16 protein-coding genes are annotated in these 15,599 nt (G+C 64.0%); 8 read left to right on the plus strand and 8 right to left on the minus strand.

What is annotated here, in order from left to right:
- Positions 1 to 42: 42 nt before the first annotated feature.
- Complete coding sequence (locus tag NX775_RS15470) at positions 43 to 723, minus strand: response regulator transcription factor (protein WP_258836827.1); 681 nt, start codon at positions 721 to 723, stop codon at positions 43 to 45.
- Positions 724 to 846: 123 nt separating this feature from the next.
- Positions 847 to 1,944: a PAS domain-containing sensor histidine kinase gene (locus NX775_RS15475; RefSeq protein WP_258836828.1), complete on the minus strand. Its 1,098-nt coding sequence runs from the start codon at positions 1,942 to 1,944 to the stop codon at positions 847 to 849.
- A 205-nt stretch (positions 1,945 to 2,149) separates the two neighbouring features.
- Here NX775_RS15475 and NX775_RS15480 point away from each other — a divergent pair, with 205 nt between their 5' ends.
- Positions 2,150 to 2,398 (plus strand): DUF3297 family protein, encoded by a 249-nt coding sequence (locus NX775_RS15480; protein WP_183555080.1) that lies wholly within the window; start codon positions 2,150 to 2,152, stop codon positions 2,396 to 2,398.
- A 99-nt stretch (positions 2,399 to 2,497) separates the two neighbouring features.
- Here the strand turns inward: NX775_RS15480 and NX775_RS15485 are convergent, their stop codons facing one another.
- Entirely contained in the window at positions 2,498 to 5,611 is a 3,114-nt protein-coding gene (locus tag NX775_RS15485) for a DEAD/DEAH box helicase (RefSeq protein WP_258836829.1), read from the minus strand.
- Between the two features lie 234 nt (positions 5,612 to 5,845).
- Here NX775_RS15485 and NX775_RS15490 point away from each other — a divergent pair, with 234 nt between their 5' ends.
- Both NX775_RS15490 and NX775_RS15495 read left to right on the plus strand, forming a co-directional pair.
- Positions 5,846 to 8,197, plus strand: coding sequence for a Tex family protein (locus NX775_RS15490; protein ID WP_258836830.1), 2,352 nt, complete (start codon positions 5,846 to 5,848; stop codon positions 8,195 to 8,197).
- 10 nt (positions 8,198 to 8,207) lie between these two features.
- The gene (locus NX775_RS15495) at positions 8,208 to 8,657 is read left to right on the plus strand and encodes a GNAT family N-acetyltransferase (protein WP_258836831.1); all 450 of its coding nucleotides are present in this window, start codon (positions 8,208 to 8,210) and stop codon (positions 8,655 to 8,657) included.
- Between the two features lie 10 nt (positions 8,658 to 8,667).
- On the opposite strand, the gene NX775_RS15500 is transcribed toward NX775_RS15495, so the two are convergent.
- Entirely contained in the window at positions 8,668 to 8,952 is a 285-nt protein-coding gene (locus tag NX775_RS15500) for a hypothetical protein (protein ID WP_258836832.1), read from the minus strand.
- A 92-nt stretch (positions 8,953 to 9,044) separates the two neighbouring features.
- A complete protein-coding gene (locus NX775_RS15505) occupies positions 9,045 to 9,350 on the minus strand; it encodes a hypothetical protein (RefSeq protein ID WP_258836833.1) in 306 nt (101 codons plus the stop codon).
- A 126-nt stretch (positions 9,351 to 9,476) separates the two neighbouring features.
- Here NX775_RS15505 and grxD point away from each other — a divergent pair, with 126 nt between their 5' ends.
- Positions 9,477 to 9,791 (plus strand): Grx4 family monothiol glutaredoxin, encoded by a 315-nt coding sequence (grxD, locus tag NX775_RS15510; protein WP_183555074.1) that lies wholly within the window; start codon positions 9,477 to 9,479, stop codon positions 9,789 to 9,791.
- Positions 9,792 to 9,795: 4 nt separating this feature from the next.
- Entirely contained in the window at positions 9,796 to 10,398 is a 603-nt protein-coding gene (locus NX775_RS15515) for a UbiX family flavin prenyltransferase (RefSeq protein ID WP_258836834.1), read from the plus strand.
- Between the two features lie 34 nt (positions 10,399 to 10,432).
- Here the strand turns inward: NX775_RS15515 and NX775_RS15520 are convergent, their stop codons facing one another.
- The 3 genes from NX775_RS15520 to NX775_RS15530 form a co-directional block, all read right to left on the minus strand.
- On the minus strand, positions 10,433 to 10,606 hold the full coding sequence (locus NX775_RS15520; protein WP_183555071.1) for a hypothetical protein: 174 nt from the start codon (positions 10,604 to 10,606) through the stop codon (positions 10,433 to 10,435).
- 138 nt (positions 10,607 to 10,744) lie between these two features.
- Positions 10,745 to 11,158: a hypothetical protein gene (locus NX775_RS15525; protein WP_258836835.1), complete on the minus strand. Its 414-nt coding sequence runs from the start codon at positions 11,156 to 11,158 to the stop codon at positions 10,745 to 10,747.
- A 263-nt stretch (positions 11,159 to 11,421) separates the two neighbouring features.
- Positions 11,422 to 12,486, minus strand: coding sequence for an MBL fold metallo-hydrolase (locus tag NX775_RS15530; RefSeq protein WP_258836836.1), 1,065 nt, complete (start codon positions 12,484 to 12,486; stop codon positions 11,422 to 11,424).
- Between the two features lie 133 nt (positions 12,487 to 12,619).
- Here NX775_RS15530 and NX775_RS15535 point away from each other — a divergent pair, with 133 nt between their 5' ends.
- The 3 genes from NX775_RS15535 to NX775_RS15545 all read left to right on the plus strand — a co-directional run bounded on the left by NX775_RS15535 (position 12,620) and on the right by NX775_RS15545 (position 15,581).
- Positions 12,620 to 13,036, plus strand: a complete 417-nt coding sequence (locus tag NX775_RS15535) for a MerR family transcriptional regulator (protein ID WP_258836837.1) — start codon at positions 12,620 to 12,622, stop codon at positions 13,034 to 13,036.
- 135 nt (positions 13,037 to 13,171) lie between these two features.
- Positions 13,172 to 14,356, plus strand: a complete 1,185-nt coding sequence (locus tag NX775_RS15540; protein ID WP_258836838.1) for an isovaleryl-CoA dehydrogenase — start codon at positions 13,172 to 13,174, stop codon at positions 14,354 to 14,356.
- Positions 14,357 to 14,381: 25 nt separating this feature from the next.
- On the plus strand, positions 14,382 to 15,581 hold the full coding sequence (locus NX775_RS15545) for an acetyl-CoA C-acyltransferase (RefSeq protein ID WP_258836839.1): 1,200 nt from the start codon (positions 14,382 to 14,384) through the stop codon (positions 15,579 to 15,581).
- Positions 15,582 to 15,599: the final 18 nt, after the last annotated feature.

Below are 15,599 nucleotides of genomic sequence, written 5' to 3' on the forward strand. Positions count from 1 at the left end.
AATAATTCGACTCTGACCCTCATTGGAGAGGGTTGAGGCGGGTCAGGAGAGGGTGAAGCCGGCGGAGAGGCTGTAGCCTTCGCCGTAGGCGCTGCGCAGGGGCAGGTCCTGGCCGAGGCCGGAGCGGGCTTTCTTGCGCAGGCGGTAGACCAGCATGTCGACGCGGCGGCTGGCGTCGGGGTCGTCGCCACCCATGCCGGCGACGATGACGTGGCGCGGCACCGGGCGTGTGTTGATCGTCAGGAGGTGCAGGAAGTTGCACTCCTTTTCGGTCAGGTCGACGATCTTGCCCATCAGCTCGAGCTGGCGCGCGCTCACGCGCAGCATCCACTTGCTCGGGGCCGGCGCCGGGTCCTGCGGGCGTACCCGGCGGTCCAGTGCCTCGATGTGAGCCGCCAGTTCAGGGAACTTGATCGGCTTGGTCAGGTAGTGGTCGGCGCCCAGGCGCAGGCCCAGGATGCGGTGGTCGAACGCCACCCGGCCCGTGAGTACCAGTAACCCGATTTCCGGATACAGCTGGCGCATGCGCGGGATGACATTGAAGCCATCTTCGTCTGGCAGCCCGAGGTCGAGCACCACGACCGCAGCCGGCGTGCGCGTCAGCGCCGCCCACATTTCACTGGCGGTCCGGGCGATCGTGACGTCGTGGTCCAGCTCCTTCAGGAACTCGGCCATGTCGTCGGCGTATTCGCCATTGTCTTCAACAATCAGTATCTGCGTCATGCCCTTGCCATATTAGTCACCTGCCCGTCGTTGATACCGATGGTAGCGTTATCCACGCCGAAGCGCGGTCCCGATTATCACTGCTGAGGCTACCTGAAGCAAGGAGTTATTCCTCTATAACCTCTATAAGACCAGCGCTGGCATCCAGAGCCGGAACTCGGCGCCGGCGCCCTGTTGCCCTGGCGCCAGACTCAGCACGCCACCGTGAACTTCGATGATCGAGCGCGCCATGTACAGCCCCAGACCGCTGCCCGGCAGGCCCGCGGCGTTGCGGCCGCGATACCCTTTGTCGAAAACACGCGACGCATCATCCGGTGGCACGCCGGCGCCGCCGTCGAGGACCGCGATCTCGACGCCGCCACCGCTGCGCCGCACGCGCACCGTCACCTCGGCGGTGGGCGGTGAAAACGCGAGTGCATTGTCGATCATGACTTTCAGTGCCAGCCGCAAGCCTTCCGGTTCGCCGCGCAGGATCGAGGCGACATCGTCGAGCTGCAGTACGGCCGCGCGCCCGGCGGTGCGGATCTGGGCAGCACCCGTCTCGACGAGTTCCCCGACCGTGATGGTGTTGGGCTGGCGGGTGCGCCCGAGCGTGGCCATGCGATCGGGCGACAGGTATTCGTCGAGCATCCCGATCAGGCGGTCGACTGCGGCGCCGATCTTGCGATAGCGGGCGCGCACCGATTCCTCGGCATGGCTGGACGTCGCCTCCAGCCGCTGGATCGCGCCATCGATCGTCGCCAGCGGCGTACGGAACTCGTGATTGAGCATGCTGGCAAAGCGTTTGTATTCGCTGTCGTGGCCGCGCCGCGCCGACAGGTCGCGCAGCAGGCCGACCAGGGCCGATCCGTCATCGGCCGGCACGATGGCCAGCGCTTCCAGCGCCAGCGGGCGTCGCTCGGCATCGAACAGATCGAATTCGCGCCGGTTGCGCACGCCCGGCGTGCCGGCGGCCATCGCACGCAACCACACTGCCAGCGGCGCCAGCGGCGAGGCGCTGTCGCCATCGAGCGCATTCTGCAGCGTCGCGGCGTCGTAGCCGCTCAGGGCCGCAAACGCTGGACTCAGATAGCGCACGCTCCCGGCAGGCAGTGCAATGGCAAAGGCCACGTCGTCTCCCAGTTCGGCGATCGTGCGCAGTTGCCGGCCGGTGAGCATCTCGGCATCACCGGCAGGAACCGGGATGGCAGAGATGGCGGCGGCAATCGGACTGGACTTCATTGGACTTCTTTCTTCACCAACAGTTACGGGCAATGTATCGACCAGCTAGTATATCGCGACCGTCACTTGCCTGCGACATATTGCTTTGCAAAATGAAAAATATGGTTTCAGCAGGGAATGAAAGAAGGCGACCCCGCATGGAATCCACATGGCAAACGAAACAATTGCGCCATACCGGCAGGGTTTGGGCGATAATTTCACTACCATGAACGATACCGCTACCCGCCCCCCGCTCCCAGACCGGCTCTCGATCGATCCGAGCAGCCCATTTCATAACCGTGACGTCTTCCAGCACGACGTCGGCATCCGCTTCAACGACAAGGACCGTACCGACGTCGAAGAGTATTGCATCAGTGAAGGCTGGATCAAGGTCGCCGCCGGCAAGACCCTCGACCGCAAAGGCCGTCCGATGCTGATCAAGCTGAAAGGCAAAGTCGAAGCGTATTACGCATAAACCTTTGGTCGATACAACAATGGCGGGCTCGCGAGCCCGCCATTTCTTTATGTATACCAGCGCCAGCTTGCGCGGCGCTGACGAGCCCTCCCGAATCGATTACTCCGCCAGCGGCGCAAAGATCGCCTGCAGGTCCTCCTGCGTCAATGCCATTTTCTGCGACTCGCCTTCGGACAGGATCGAGTGCGCCAGCTCCGACTTCTTCTGCTGCAGCAGCTGGATCTTTTCTTCCAGCGTGCCCTTGGCAATCAGCTTGTAGACGAACACCGGCTTGTCCTGCCCGATGCGCCAGGCGCGGTCGGTCGCCTGGTTCTCGGCTGCCGGATTCCACCACGGGTCGTAGTGGATGACGGTGTCGGCCGCGGTCAGGTTCAACCCGACACCGCCCGCTTTCAGGCTGATCAGGAAGATCGGCACCGCGCCCTGCTGGAATGCGGCCACCTGCGCCGAGCGGTCGCGCGTCTCGCCGGTGAGCAGCGCATACGGGATCTTGCGCAGCGCGAGTTCTTCTTCGATCAGCGCCAGCATGCTGGTGAACTGCGAGAACACGAGAATCTTGCGGCCTTCGCCCAGCAGGTCTTCCACCATCTGCATCAGGTCGGTCAATTTGGCCGACACTGCCGCTGTGTTCTTTTTGGATGGCATCGACTTGACCAGGCGCGGATCGCAGCACACCTGGCGCAGCTTGAGCAGCGCCTCGAGAATCACGATCTGGCTGCGCGCCACGCCCTTGCGATCGATCTCGTCACGCACTTTCTTGTCCATCGCCAGGCGCACCGTTTCGTACAGATCGCGCTGCGGGCCGGAGAGCTCGATGCGGCGCACCATCTCGGTCTTTTGCGGCAGCTCTTTGGCGACATTGTCCTTCGTGCGGCGCAGCAGGAACGGCCGGATGCGGCGATTGAGCAGCGTGCGGCGCACCGGATCGTCCTGGCGCTCGATCGGATGACGGAACTGGGTGTTGAAGGTCTTTTCGTCGCCCAGCAGACCTGGAATCAGGAAGTGGAACTGCGACCACAGCTCGCCCAGATGGTTCTCGAGCGGTGTGCCCGACAGGCACAGGCGGTGGCTGGCGTCGAGCGAGCCGGCCGTCTGCGCTGCCTTGGAACGGGTGTTCTTGATGTAGTGCGATTCGTCCAGGATCACCAGGTGATAGTGGTGCTTGCGCAGTTCTTCTTCGTCGCGCGGCAGCAGCGCGTAGGTGGTAAGCACGATGTCGGCGCCGTCGATCTGGTCGAACGACTCCATGCGCTCCTTGCCCTGCAACAGCAGCACTTTCAGGCTCGGGGCAAAGCGCGCGGCTTCGTCGAACCAGTTGGCCATCAGGCTCGTTGGCGCGATCACCAGCGCGGGACTGGTCAAGCGGCCCGCTTCTTTTTCGACCAGGATGTGCGCCAGCGTCTGCACCGTTTTGCCCAGGCCCATATCGTCGGCCAGGATGCCGCCCAGGTCATACTCGCGCAGGAACTGCATCCACGCCAGGCCATCGAGCTGGTAGTCGCGCAAGGTAGCCTGCAGGCCGGCCGGCGCCTCGACTTTTTTCACGGCGCCGAACTGGCTCAGTTTGCGGCCGGTCTCGCGCAGGCGCTCGCCGCCGGTCCATTGCAGGTCGACGCCGCGCGCCAGCTCTTCGAGCCGCGCCGCATCGAGCGTCGACAGGCGCAGGCGCGCCTTGATCTTGTCGTTGAAATACAGCTCGCCCAGCGTGGCCAGGATGGGCTTGAGGCGGCCCCACGGCAGCGCCACGCGCTCGCCATCGGGCAGCACGGCCAGCATCTGGTCGGACTCGGCGTGCGCGGCGAGCACGCTCGGATCGAATTCGAGCGGCGCGCTGCGAATCAGCTGCACCAGCACCGGCAGCAGTGGCACGCGCTTCTTGGCCACCACGATCCCCAGCTCCAGCTCGAACCAGGCATTGCCTGCTTCCGCCGGCTCGTCGATGTCGGCATACCAGTCTTCGACCGGCACCACGTCGTAGCGGTACTTGGGCGATTTCTGCAGGTGCCAGCCAGCGTCGGACAGCGCGTCGACCGACTGCTCGGCAAAGCGCAACCAGTGCGCCTGGCTCTCGAGCTGCAGCGCGCCGGCCATCACGTTCAGCGGCGCCGTCGCCGGCTTGCGGAAACCGATCTCGCCCAGTTTATCGAGCGCGTCGCTCTCGAGCTTGGGGTCGCGCTCGATGATTTCGGTGAGGTCGCCCACCTGACGCACGACGCGCTGCGACGGGTCGAACGAGACGCGCTGGCCGTCGTAATCAAAAGCCAGCACGGCGAAGTCCTGCCAGCGCGCGGCGCTGCCGTCGGCCAGCTGCACCGCATCGAGCAGCAGGTGGGGTATTGGTTTGACATCATTACGCAGGCGCTGCGTGAGCGGCTGCGGCAGCGGCATCAGTTGCTGCAGGCCGTGCGCGAGCAGCAGTTGCGAAACGCGTTTTTTATCGGTGCCGGTGAGCGTGGGCGCCTGCGCCACGAGCGCCTGCAGTTCGGCCAGCGAAATGTCGATGCCGCCGCGATTGAGGTCGAGCGGCCCGCACGACAGATTGTCGATGTACCACGGCGGATCGGTCGGCAGCATGTAGTCGATCTGGTCGGCGGCGCTGTGCGCGGCCGCGCCGCCCACGGGTTCGACCGACCAGCCGAGTTTGGCGACGCGGCCTTCGTCGCGCCAGGCCAGGCTGGCCAGCCGGGTCGGGCCGCCCTGCAGTGGGTAGACCAGACCGCCGGCCATGTCGGCCCACGAGTTCGCCCACAGCAGCTTGCCCTGTTCGAGCAGCATCTGCAGCAGGATCGCGCCGACCTTGCCTTTCGGTTCGGTGGCGCTGGTGCCTTGCGCCGACCCGCTGCGCATGGCGATGAAAAAGCGCACCAGGTCGATGTCGTCGCCTTCGAGATACGCAGGCGGCGCCGACAGGAGCGAAAAGACTTCGCTGACGGGACTGGCCGCAGCCACGTCGCCATTGGGCCGCAGGCGCGCCTTGCACAGGCACAGCGCCACGTGGCGCCCGCCGCTGGTGGGCGCCATCACGTAGACGAACTTGTACTGCGCTGCCTTGGGGTCGACCACTTCGTCGGTCAGCTTCGGCTGCGGATGCGCAGCTGCTTCGACCCGCTGCAACCAGCTCACGACCGGCGCCGGCAGGGCCGGAGAACGTGCGGGCGTGCGGGCTGCGGGTGCGTCGCTGGCTTTCTCGCGAAGATAATCGACTGTTGTCATTGGGTCTCGTGGCAGGGTATTAAAAACGGCAATAACGACTATTATCTCGCATACGAACACTTCCGATTTGTTCGTAATCGCACCTTGCAGACAAATGGTGCGCGCACGCAACGCGTGTGTCTTCTGCCAACCGACTGTTCTCTCATGTTCGACTGACGCTGTCAAGACTGGCGTATCGGCGCTGTTTGCGTATCATTGGCCGCTTGGTCCACGATCCCCGCTTCGCCACTGCCTATGCTGCCCTCCATCGAACAACGCCTTGCCAAAGAACTCGCCGCCAGGCCAGCCCAGGTGGCCGCCGCCATCGCCCTGCTGGACGAAGGCGCCACCGTGCCGTTCATCGCGCGCTACCGCAAGGAAGCCACCGGCGGCCTGGATGACATCCAGCTGCGCCTTCTCGAAGAACGCCTGCGCTACCTGCGCGAACTGGAAGACCGGCGCGCATCGATCATCGCGTCGATCACGGAGCAGAACAAGATGACGCCGGCGCTGCTGGAATCGATCGCACTGGCCGAGGATAAAACGCGTCTCGAAGACCTGTACCTGCCGTACAAGCAGAAGCGCCGCACCAAGGCGCAGATCGCGATCGAGGCGGGCCTGGCGCCACTGGCCGAGACCCTGCTGGCCGACCCGCAGCAGGATCCCGAGTCCATCGCGAAGGACTATCTGCGCGACGCGTTCACCAACGCCGATGGCGGCGCCAACCCCGGCGTGCTTGATACGAAGGCAGCGCTCGATGGCGCGCGCCAGATCCTGATGGAGCGCTTTGCCGAAGACGCCGCGCTGCTGCAGACGCTGCGCGAGTACGTGCAGGAACACGGCGTCGTCGAATCGAAGGTCGTCGCCGGCAAACAGGACGAAGGCGAAAAATTCGCCGACTATTTCGACTACAGCGAACCACTGGCCGCGGTACCGTCGCACCGCGCGCTGGCGCTGTTGCGTGGTCGCCGCGAAGGCATGCTGGACGTGGCGCTGCGCCTGGATTCCGAGCCCGAAAAACCGAAGTGGGACGCACCGCTCAATCCGTGCGAAGGCCGCATCGCGGCACGCTTCGGCATCAAGGCGCAGGGCCGCCCGGCCGACAAATGGCTGCTCGATACAGCGCGCTGGACCTGGCGCGTGAAAAGCTTCATGCACCTGGATACCGAGTTGATGGGCGCGCTGCGCGACAAGGCCGAACTCGATGCGATCGGCGTTTTCGCGCGCAACCTCAAGGCCCTGCTGCTGGCCGCGCCGGCCGGCCCGCGCGCGACAATGGGCCTGGACCCTGGCCTGCGCACCGGCGTGAAGGTCGCGGTGGTCGACGCCACCGGCAAGGTGGTCGATACCGCCACGGTCTACCCGCACCAGCCGCGCAACGACTGGGATGGCGCGCTGCACACGCTGGGCCTCCTGGCTGCGAAACACAATGTGTCGCTGGTCTCGATCGGCAACGGCACCGGCTCGCGCGAGACCGACAAGCTGGCGCAGGATCTGATCAAGCAGCAGCCCGACCTGAAGCTCACAAAAATCGTCGTCTCGGAAGCCGGCGCATCGGTCTATTCAGCGTCCGAATTCGCCTCGCGCGAACTGCCCGACATGGACGTGTCACTGCGCGGCGCGGTCTCGATTGCGCGCCGCCTGCAGGACCCGCTGGCCGAACTGGTCAAGATCGATCCGAAGTCGATCGGCGTGGGCCAGTACCAGCACGATGTCTCGCAGAGCCAGCTGGCGCGCTCGCTCGACGCCGTGGTCGAGGATTGCGTGAATGCCGTTGGCGTGGACGTGAACACCGCGTCGGCGCCGCTGCTGGCGCGTGTCTCCGGCCTGTCGTCCACGGTGGCGCAGGGCATCGTGGCATACCGCGACACGCATGGTGCTTTTGCCTCGCGCGCGGCGCTGAAAAAAGTGCCGCGCCTGGGCGAGAAAACCTTCGAGCAGGCAGCGGGCTTTTTGCGCGTGATGAACAGCGCCAACCCGCTGGATGCATCGGCCGTGCACCCGGAATCGTACCCGCTCGTCGAAAAAATCCTGCTCGACGTCAAGCGCGACATGAAAGCCGTGATCGGCGACGGCGCACTCATTAAAAGCCTGAACCCGGCCAGGTATGCGGACGACAAGTTCGGCGTGCCGACCATCACCGATATCCTGAAAGAGCTGGAAAAACCGGGCCGCGATCCACGGCCCGAGTTCACGACGGCCACCTTCAAGGATGGCGTGGAGCAGATCTCGGACCTGCGCCCGGACATGATCCTGGAAGGCGTGGTCACCAACGTCGCCGCCTTCGGCGCGTTCGTCGACATCGGCGTGCACCAGGACGGCCTGGTGCACATCTCGGCGCTGTCGAACACGTTCGTGAAGGACCCGCACACGGTCGTCAAGGCCGGCCAGGTGGTGAAGGTCAAGGTGCTGGAAGTGGACCCGAAGCGCAAGCGCATCGCGCTGACGATGCGCCTGACGGACAGCGCGCCGCAGCCGGGCGCGCAGCCGGCGCAGCGGCCCGACCGCAACGACGCCAAACGCGTGCAGCAGCACCAGCGCCAGGAACGCACGGCGGCGCCGGCCAGCGGGGCGATGGCCGATGCGTTTGCCAAGCTGCGCAAATAACGGGCAGCCGATGCTGCGGGTCGTCCACGTCGATCCCGATCACGCCGACGCACGGCGCGTTGTTGCGCAGCTCGATGCGGCGCTGTCTGCAATCACCGGCGAAAGCGGCGCAGCCTCGTTCGATCCAGAGGATTGCCGGGGTGCAGGCGCCTGCTTCGTGCTGGCCTACGACGCCGACGGCAGCGCAGTCGGCTGCGGCGCCGTGCGCGCGCTCGCGGGCGACATCGGGGAACTCAAACGGATGTATGCGCGGCCTGGCAGCGGGGCCGGCGCGCACGTGCTGGCGGCACTCGAGCGGCACGCCGCAGCATGCGGCTACCGCCAGTTATGGCTGTCGACGCGGCGCGTGAATGCGCGCGCGGTGGCGTTCTACGAACGGCACGGTTATGTGCAGGTGGCACCCTACGGCCGGTATGTCGGCCGCGCGGCATCGGTCTGTCTCGGCCGGCGCCTGCCCTGACGCCGTTGCTTCAGCTGTGCTTGATCAGGATGCCGATCAGGTACACGCCCAGGCAGCCAAACCCGATCAGCAGCATCTTGTGCTGCGGGATGGCCGGCGCGCCCGTCTTCTTGATGTGCATTGCATCGCGCACCAGCAGCAGCGCGTAGATCAGCGCGGCGAGTCCCGACAGGATGTCGCCCGGGCTCGGGCGCGTGAACCCCGTATAGATATTGAGGATGCCGGGAATGCCCAGCAGGGCGGCGATCACGAGGTTCGCGTTCGGCGATGGTACGCGGCGGCGGGGTTGCTGCATCGGGTGCTCCGGTGGATGGTGACAAACGGCGCGATCATACCGCAATGCCGGGCGCAGGCACTGACGCATGCATTGACGCAGCGGCCAGGGGCTCAGGCGAACAGGGTCGTGTTGCGCAGCACGAGCTTGATCAGGAAGCAGCCGGCGAAGGCGCCAAAGCAGATGAAGCCGATCAGCGTGACGCGCGGCGAGGTCAGCAGAGCCAGCCGGCCGGCGCGCCGCTGCAGCGCGCACCAGGCCAGGAACAACGCCATCATCAACGGGCCGATCTGGACGAAGACCTCGACCGCGCGGCCGCTTCTCAAGGCATTGGCGCCGTCATACAGTGCTGGCAAGCCCAGCAGCGCGGCAAAAACCCACAGGGCCGCGATGGGCAAGGTAGCGAACGTGTTCTTCATCGTGTTTCCCGTCATCTTGAACCGGGGCATGATACCGCAGCGCCGTGATGGTCACCGATGCCGTCCACGTCGAATTCTTATAGAATGGCGCCATCTACCCATTCCTCTCCAAAAGGCACACATCAAATGAGCGACGTTCAAACCTGGATCAAAGACACCGTGACCTCGACCCCGGTCGTGCTGTTCATGAAAGGCACTGCCCAGTTCCCACAGTGCGGCTTTTCCGGCCGTGCCATCCAGCTGCTGAAAGCGTGTGGCGTCGACAACGTCGCCACCGTGAACGTGCTGGACGACGCTGAAGTGCGTCAGGGCATCAAGGACTACTCGAACTGGCCAACCGTGCCGCAGCTGTACGTGAACGGCGAGTTCATCGGCGGCACCGACATCATGAACGAGATGTACGAATCCGGCGAACTGCAGACCCTGCTGAAAAACGGCTGATTGCATGACTGAGCGCCCGCGCCGTATTGTTGTCGCCCTCACCGGCGCGACCGGCGCAACCTATGGCGTGCAGCTGCTCAAGCGGCTGCACGCAACGCCTGGCATCGAAAGCCACCTGATCATCTCCGATGCCGCCACGCTGACCCTGCACCAGGAACTCGGCCTGCAGCGCCGGGACGTCGAAGCGCTGGCCCACGTCGTACACCGCAACCGCGATATTGGCGCGTCCATCGCGAGCGGGTCGTACCAGGTCGATGGCATGGTCGTCGCGCCCTGCTCGATGAAAACCCTGGCCGCCGTGGCCCACGGTTTCTCGGACAACCTCGTCACACGCGCTGCCGACGTGATCCTCAAGGAACGCCGGCGCCTGGTGCTGATGGTGCGCGAAACCCCGTTCAATCTGGCCCACTTGCGCAATATGACGTCGGTGACCGAAATGGGCGGCATCATCTTCCCGCCATTGCCGAGCTTTTACCACCGGCCTGCGACGATTGCGGACATGGTCGAGCACACGGTGGACCGTGTCGTGGACTTGCTGGGGATAGAAAATTCCCACGCCGCGCGCTGGGGCGGCATGAAAGCAGAACAGAACGACGTGGCAGGATGAACCAGCATGCCGGCTCGCGCCGGCATGGGTTGTCTCAGCGTTTGTCGTCGTAACGGTTGTCTTCTGACTTTTTCAAGTCACGCGCTTCTTCGAGCATTCGCCGCCGGGCGTTGCGTTCTCGCATCAGTTCAGCATGACGCGCTGCCGTCATCGGCGGCACCGTCATCAAATCCTTGAGCTGGGCGGTATTGGCGTAGTTGTTTCGCATGCGTCAGCTGCTCCTGGTGAACCTGAATCGGTGGCGGAAACCGCTGCCACCTGCTCAGATTATGGACCAGACCAGCCCATTTGTACTGTTCTGCACGACAAAAGTGCAAACCAGCAATAACGCTACTGCGATCGATGTTTACTTCGCGTCCGGCTTCGTGTGATTCACACGCACCAGCATGCGAATGAATTCGCGCGCCAGCTGGCGGTGGTGCTCATCGAGGCGCTGCAGGTCGGCGATCAGCTTGACGTCAGCCGATTCAAAGCGCGCACTGGCAGCACCGGCCTCGCCCGCAGCCTGCTCGGCGCCGCCGAAACGCAACCAGTCGGCAGGCACGCCCAGCCACTGGGCGATCATGCGCAATTTTTCCTGGGTTGGAATGGCTTCGCCGACCAGCCACTTGCGGGCGGCATGGACCGTGATCGGACGGCCTTCAAAGCGGATATTAAATTCTCGCGCCAGACGCGTAGGGCTGTCGGGTGAGTAGTGAGCATTCTTTAGCGCATGTTGGAGGCGTTCACTGAAGCTCTCCCGTTCGTTGGTTGAATTCATTGCGGTACTTGTTGTTGGACAAAGGAAGGCTCTTCCAGACGAGAAACCTTATGTTTACACTATACAACTAAAAAGTAACAAACATGTGGTTTTTCAATAGTTTTTACATGCGATTTGCCTTATTCCCAACAGCAATTCTCACGCGAACGGTTGGCATGTAAAAGTGTCTGATCGAGAATGAAACAACTACGTACCAGTACTTAGAACAGTTCGGGAGAATGCCCGTGCTGCTCAATATGTATCCGATGGTGACATATCCGATGTTAGTTTCGTGTGAAAACTATCACCCCATCAGGATTTATTGCCCGGGTCAATTGACCGTCATACCAAAGCTGGTGCAAGTGCGCGAGCGCTTCACCCAGCGCAAAGCTGAGCTGGTGGGCATCGAGCGAACGCCGGAACATGATGGGCACGATCTCGGCGGCTGAGCGGGGAATGGCGCAGGCAGCGAGTACTTCGGCCAGCCGGTCGACATGGTGCTCGCGCAACTGCCGGATGCGCGTGTGCAGCCCGCGAAACGGCTTGCCGTGGGACGGCAGCACCAGCACGTCATCTGGCAGGTCGGCGAACTTGCCCAGCGAGTCCAGATACAGTTGCAATGGGTTGCCATCGGGCTCCACGGCAAACACCGAGACATTCGTCGAGATACGCGGCAAGACCATGTCGCCGGACACCAGGATGTTCAGGTTCGGGCAGTACAACGATGCGTGTTCCGGCGAGTGACCAAAGCCGGTGATCACACGCCACAATTGGCCCCCAATTGTGACATCTTGCTTGTCCTGCAACCGGGTATAAGCCAGCGGCACGCTCGGCACCAGTGACGGATAGTAGTTGCGACGGCTGCCCATCTGGTCCAGCATCGCCGCATCGCGCAAGCCGTGACGCGCGAAATGCGGGATGGCCGACGGGCCGTCCACACCCGGCAGCGCCGCTGCCATCATGCGCATGAAGCCGAACTCGCCCGTCGTGGTCCAGAACGGCGCAGCGAAGCGCTCGCACAACCAGCCAGCGAGTCCGACATGATCGGGGTGGCAGTGCGTGGCAATGACCCGTACCAGCGGCTGCCCGGCCAGCCCTTCTGCCAGCAGCTGTTCCCACGCGGCGCGGGTAGTGTCGGTCCCGGCGCCGGTGTCGATGAGGCTCCAGCCGGTGCGCATCGCACCGCCCTGGTCGACGGCATCCTGCAGCAGCCACAGATTGACGTGGTCCAGCGCAAATGGCAGCGGCATGCGGGCCCAGCGCAGGCCGGGGACGATGTCGACCACTGCCCCCGGTGCAGGAATCGTCTCGCCAAACGCGTAAGACAGTTGGGACTCAAGCGCATTCATGCAAATCTTTCCTTTTCTGGGGGAACGGTGGGCGCGCTACAATACGACGCAACGTCAATTTACGTTAACGGAAGTTACTGCTTGTTTCGATTTTACGCGATTTTTAGTTGTTTCCCAACCGCTACAAAACCTCATGCCGACTACTTATACCATCGCCGAACTGGCGCGCGAATTCGATATCACTGCACGGGCCATCCGTTTCTATGAAGACCAGGGGCTGCTCAGTCCGAAGCGCGAAGGCGTGGGCGGCCGCAACCGTGTCTACACGCCACGCGACCGGACCCGCCTGAAACTGACCCTGCGCGGCAAGCGCCTGGGTTTGACGCTGTCCGAGATAAAGAGCATCGTCGACATGTACGAGTCACCAAAAGACACGCAGGCCCAAATCGACCGCTTCCTCGCCGTGCTGGGCCAGCAGCGCGTGACGCTCGAACAGCAGCGCGCCGATATCGAGATGGCGCTGGAAGAAATCGTTGCCCACGAAGACGAATGCCGCCGCCTGCTTGGCGGTAATCACGGCGACGGTGAAGCCGGCCGCGACGCTGCCTGAGTCTCCAGGCGAACGGGCGCTGACAACTTGTCGGCGCTTTTTTTGCCTGCTGTTTGACGTTTACGTTAACGTAACACGCGAGTATGATTGTCGCGCACCCCTTCTCAATTCACCACTGTTCACCGCGAGGACGACATGCTGCACCTTCCAGGCCTGACTTTTGACCATGGCGACGATATCGCCGCGCTGCGCGAAGCCGTCCAGCAATTTGCTGCCAGCGAAATTGCGCCGCGCGCGGCCGAGATAGACCGCAGCGACCAGTTCCCGATGGATTTGTGGAAGAAGATGGGCGAACTCGGCCTGCTGGGCATCACGGTGAGCGAGGAATACGGCGGCGCGAACATGGGCTACCTGGCCCACATCGTGGCGATGGAAGAAATCTCGCGCGCCTCGGCCTCGGTCGGCCTGTCGTATGGCGCCCATTCGAACCTGTGCGTGAATCAGATCAAGCGCAACGGCACCGAAGCGCAGAAGCAGCACTACCTGCCCAAGCTGATTTCGGGCGAACACATCGGCGCACTGGCGATGTCCGAGCCAAACGCCGGATCGGACGTGGTCAGCATGCGCCTGCGCGCCGAGCTCAAGGGCGACCGCTACGTGCTCAACGGCACCAAGATGTGGATCACCAATGGTCCCGACGCCGACACGCTGGTCGTCTACGCCAAGACCGACCCCGAGGCAGGCGCGCGCGGCATGACCGCCTTCCTGATCGAAAAAGGATTCAAAGGGTTCTCGATCGCGCAAAAGCTCGACAAGCTGGGCATGCGCGGCTCGCACACGGGCGAACTCGTGTTCCAGGATTGCGAGGTACCCGTCGAGAACGTGCTGGGCGGCGTTGGCAAGGGCGTCAATGTCCTGATGTCGGGCCTGGACTTCGAGCGCACCGTGCTGTCGGGCGGCCCGCTGGGGATCATGTCGGCCTGCATGGACGTCGTGGTGCCGTACATCCACGACCGCAAGCAGTTCGGCCAGGCCATTGGCGAATTCCAGCTCATGCAGGGCAAGATCGCCGACATGTACTCGACCATGATGGCGTGCCGCGCCTATGTGTATGCAGTCGGCCAGGCCTGCGACCGTGCCAACGGCCCGGAGCAGATCCGCGCCCTGCGCAAGGACGCCGCCGGCGCCATCCTGTACAGCGCCGAAAAAGCCACGTGGATGGCCGGCGAAGCAATCCAGACGCTGGGCGGCAACGGCTACATCAATGAATACCCGGTCGGCCGCCTGTGGCGCGACGCCAAGCTGTACGAAATCGGCGCCGGCACCAGCGAGATCCGCCGCATGCTGATCGGCCGCGAGCTGTTCGGCGAGACCATGTAATCCTTCAGATCCGGAGACCCACACCATGAACGATCCAGTCGTTATCGTCGGCGCCGCGCGCACCCCGATGGGCGCCTTCCAGGGCGATTTTTCCAGCAAGACCGCCAGTGACCTGGGCGCCGTCGCGATCCAGGCCGCCGTGCAGCGCGCCGGCGTCGATCCTGCCGCTGTCGAACACGTCTACTTCGGCAACTGCCTGATGGCTGGCCAGGGCCAGGCCCCGGCGCGCCAGGCGCTGATCAAGGCCGGCCTGCCGATGTCCACCGGCGCCGTGACGCTCTCCAAGATGTGCGGCTCGGCGATGCAGGCGGCGATCTTCGCGCACGACCAGCTGGTGGCCGGCAGCGCCGACGTCGTGGTTGCGGGCGGCATGGAATCGATGACCGGCGCGCCCTACCTGATCCCCAAGGCGCGCGGCGGCTACCGCATCGGCCACGCGCCAATGTTCGACCACATGATGCTCGACGGCCTCGAAGACGCCTACTCGCGCAACGAAAAAACCGGTGAAGGCCGCTCGATGGGCACCTTCGCCGAAGAGTGCGTGGCCAGCTACGGCTTCACGCGCGAAGAGCAGGACAACTTCGCGATCGCCTCGGTCAAGCGCGCGCAGGCCGCCAGCACGGACGGCGGTTTTGACTGGGAAATCGCACCCGTCACCGTCACCAGCCGCGCCGGCGAGACCGTCATCGACAAGGACGAAGGCCCACTCAAGGCCAAGATCGACAAGATCCCGTCATTGAAACCCGCGTTCAAGAAGGATGGCACGGTCACCGCTGCCTCGTCGTCGTCGATCAACGACGGCGCCGCCGCCCTTGTGATGATGCGTGAGTCGACCGCCAAAGAACTGGGCCTGACGCCGATCGCGCGCGTGCTCGGTCACGCCACCCATGCGCAGGAGCCGAACCTGTTTACCACCGCCCCGATCGGCGCGATGCAGAAGCTCTTCAAGAAAACCGGTTGGACCGCGGGCGACGTCGACCTGTACGAGATCAACGAAGCGTTTGCCGCGGTGCCGATGGCGGCGATGCGCGACCTGGCCATCCCGCACGAGAAGGTCAATGTGCACGGCGGCGCCTGCGCGCTGGGCCACCCGATCGGCGCCTCCGGTGCGCGCATCGTCGTCACGCTGCTCGGCGCGCTCAAGCGCACCGGCGGCAAGCGCGGTGTGGCAGCGCTGTGCATCGGCGGCGGCGAAGCCACGGCGATGGCGATCGAGCTGGTGTAAGCCCGCCCGCGATGCGCT

The organism is Massilia aurea (assembly GCF_024753205.1).
In the GTDB taxonomy this organism is placed as follows: domain Bacteria; phylum Pseudomonadota; class Gammaproteobacteria; order Burkholderiales; family Burkholderiaceae_D; genus Telluria; species Telluria aurea.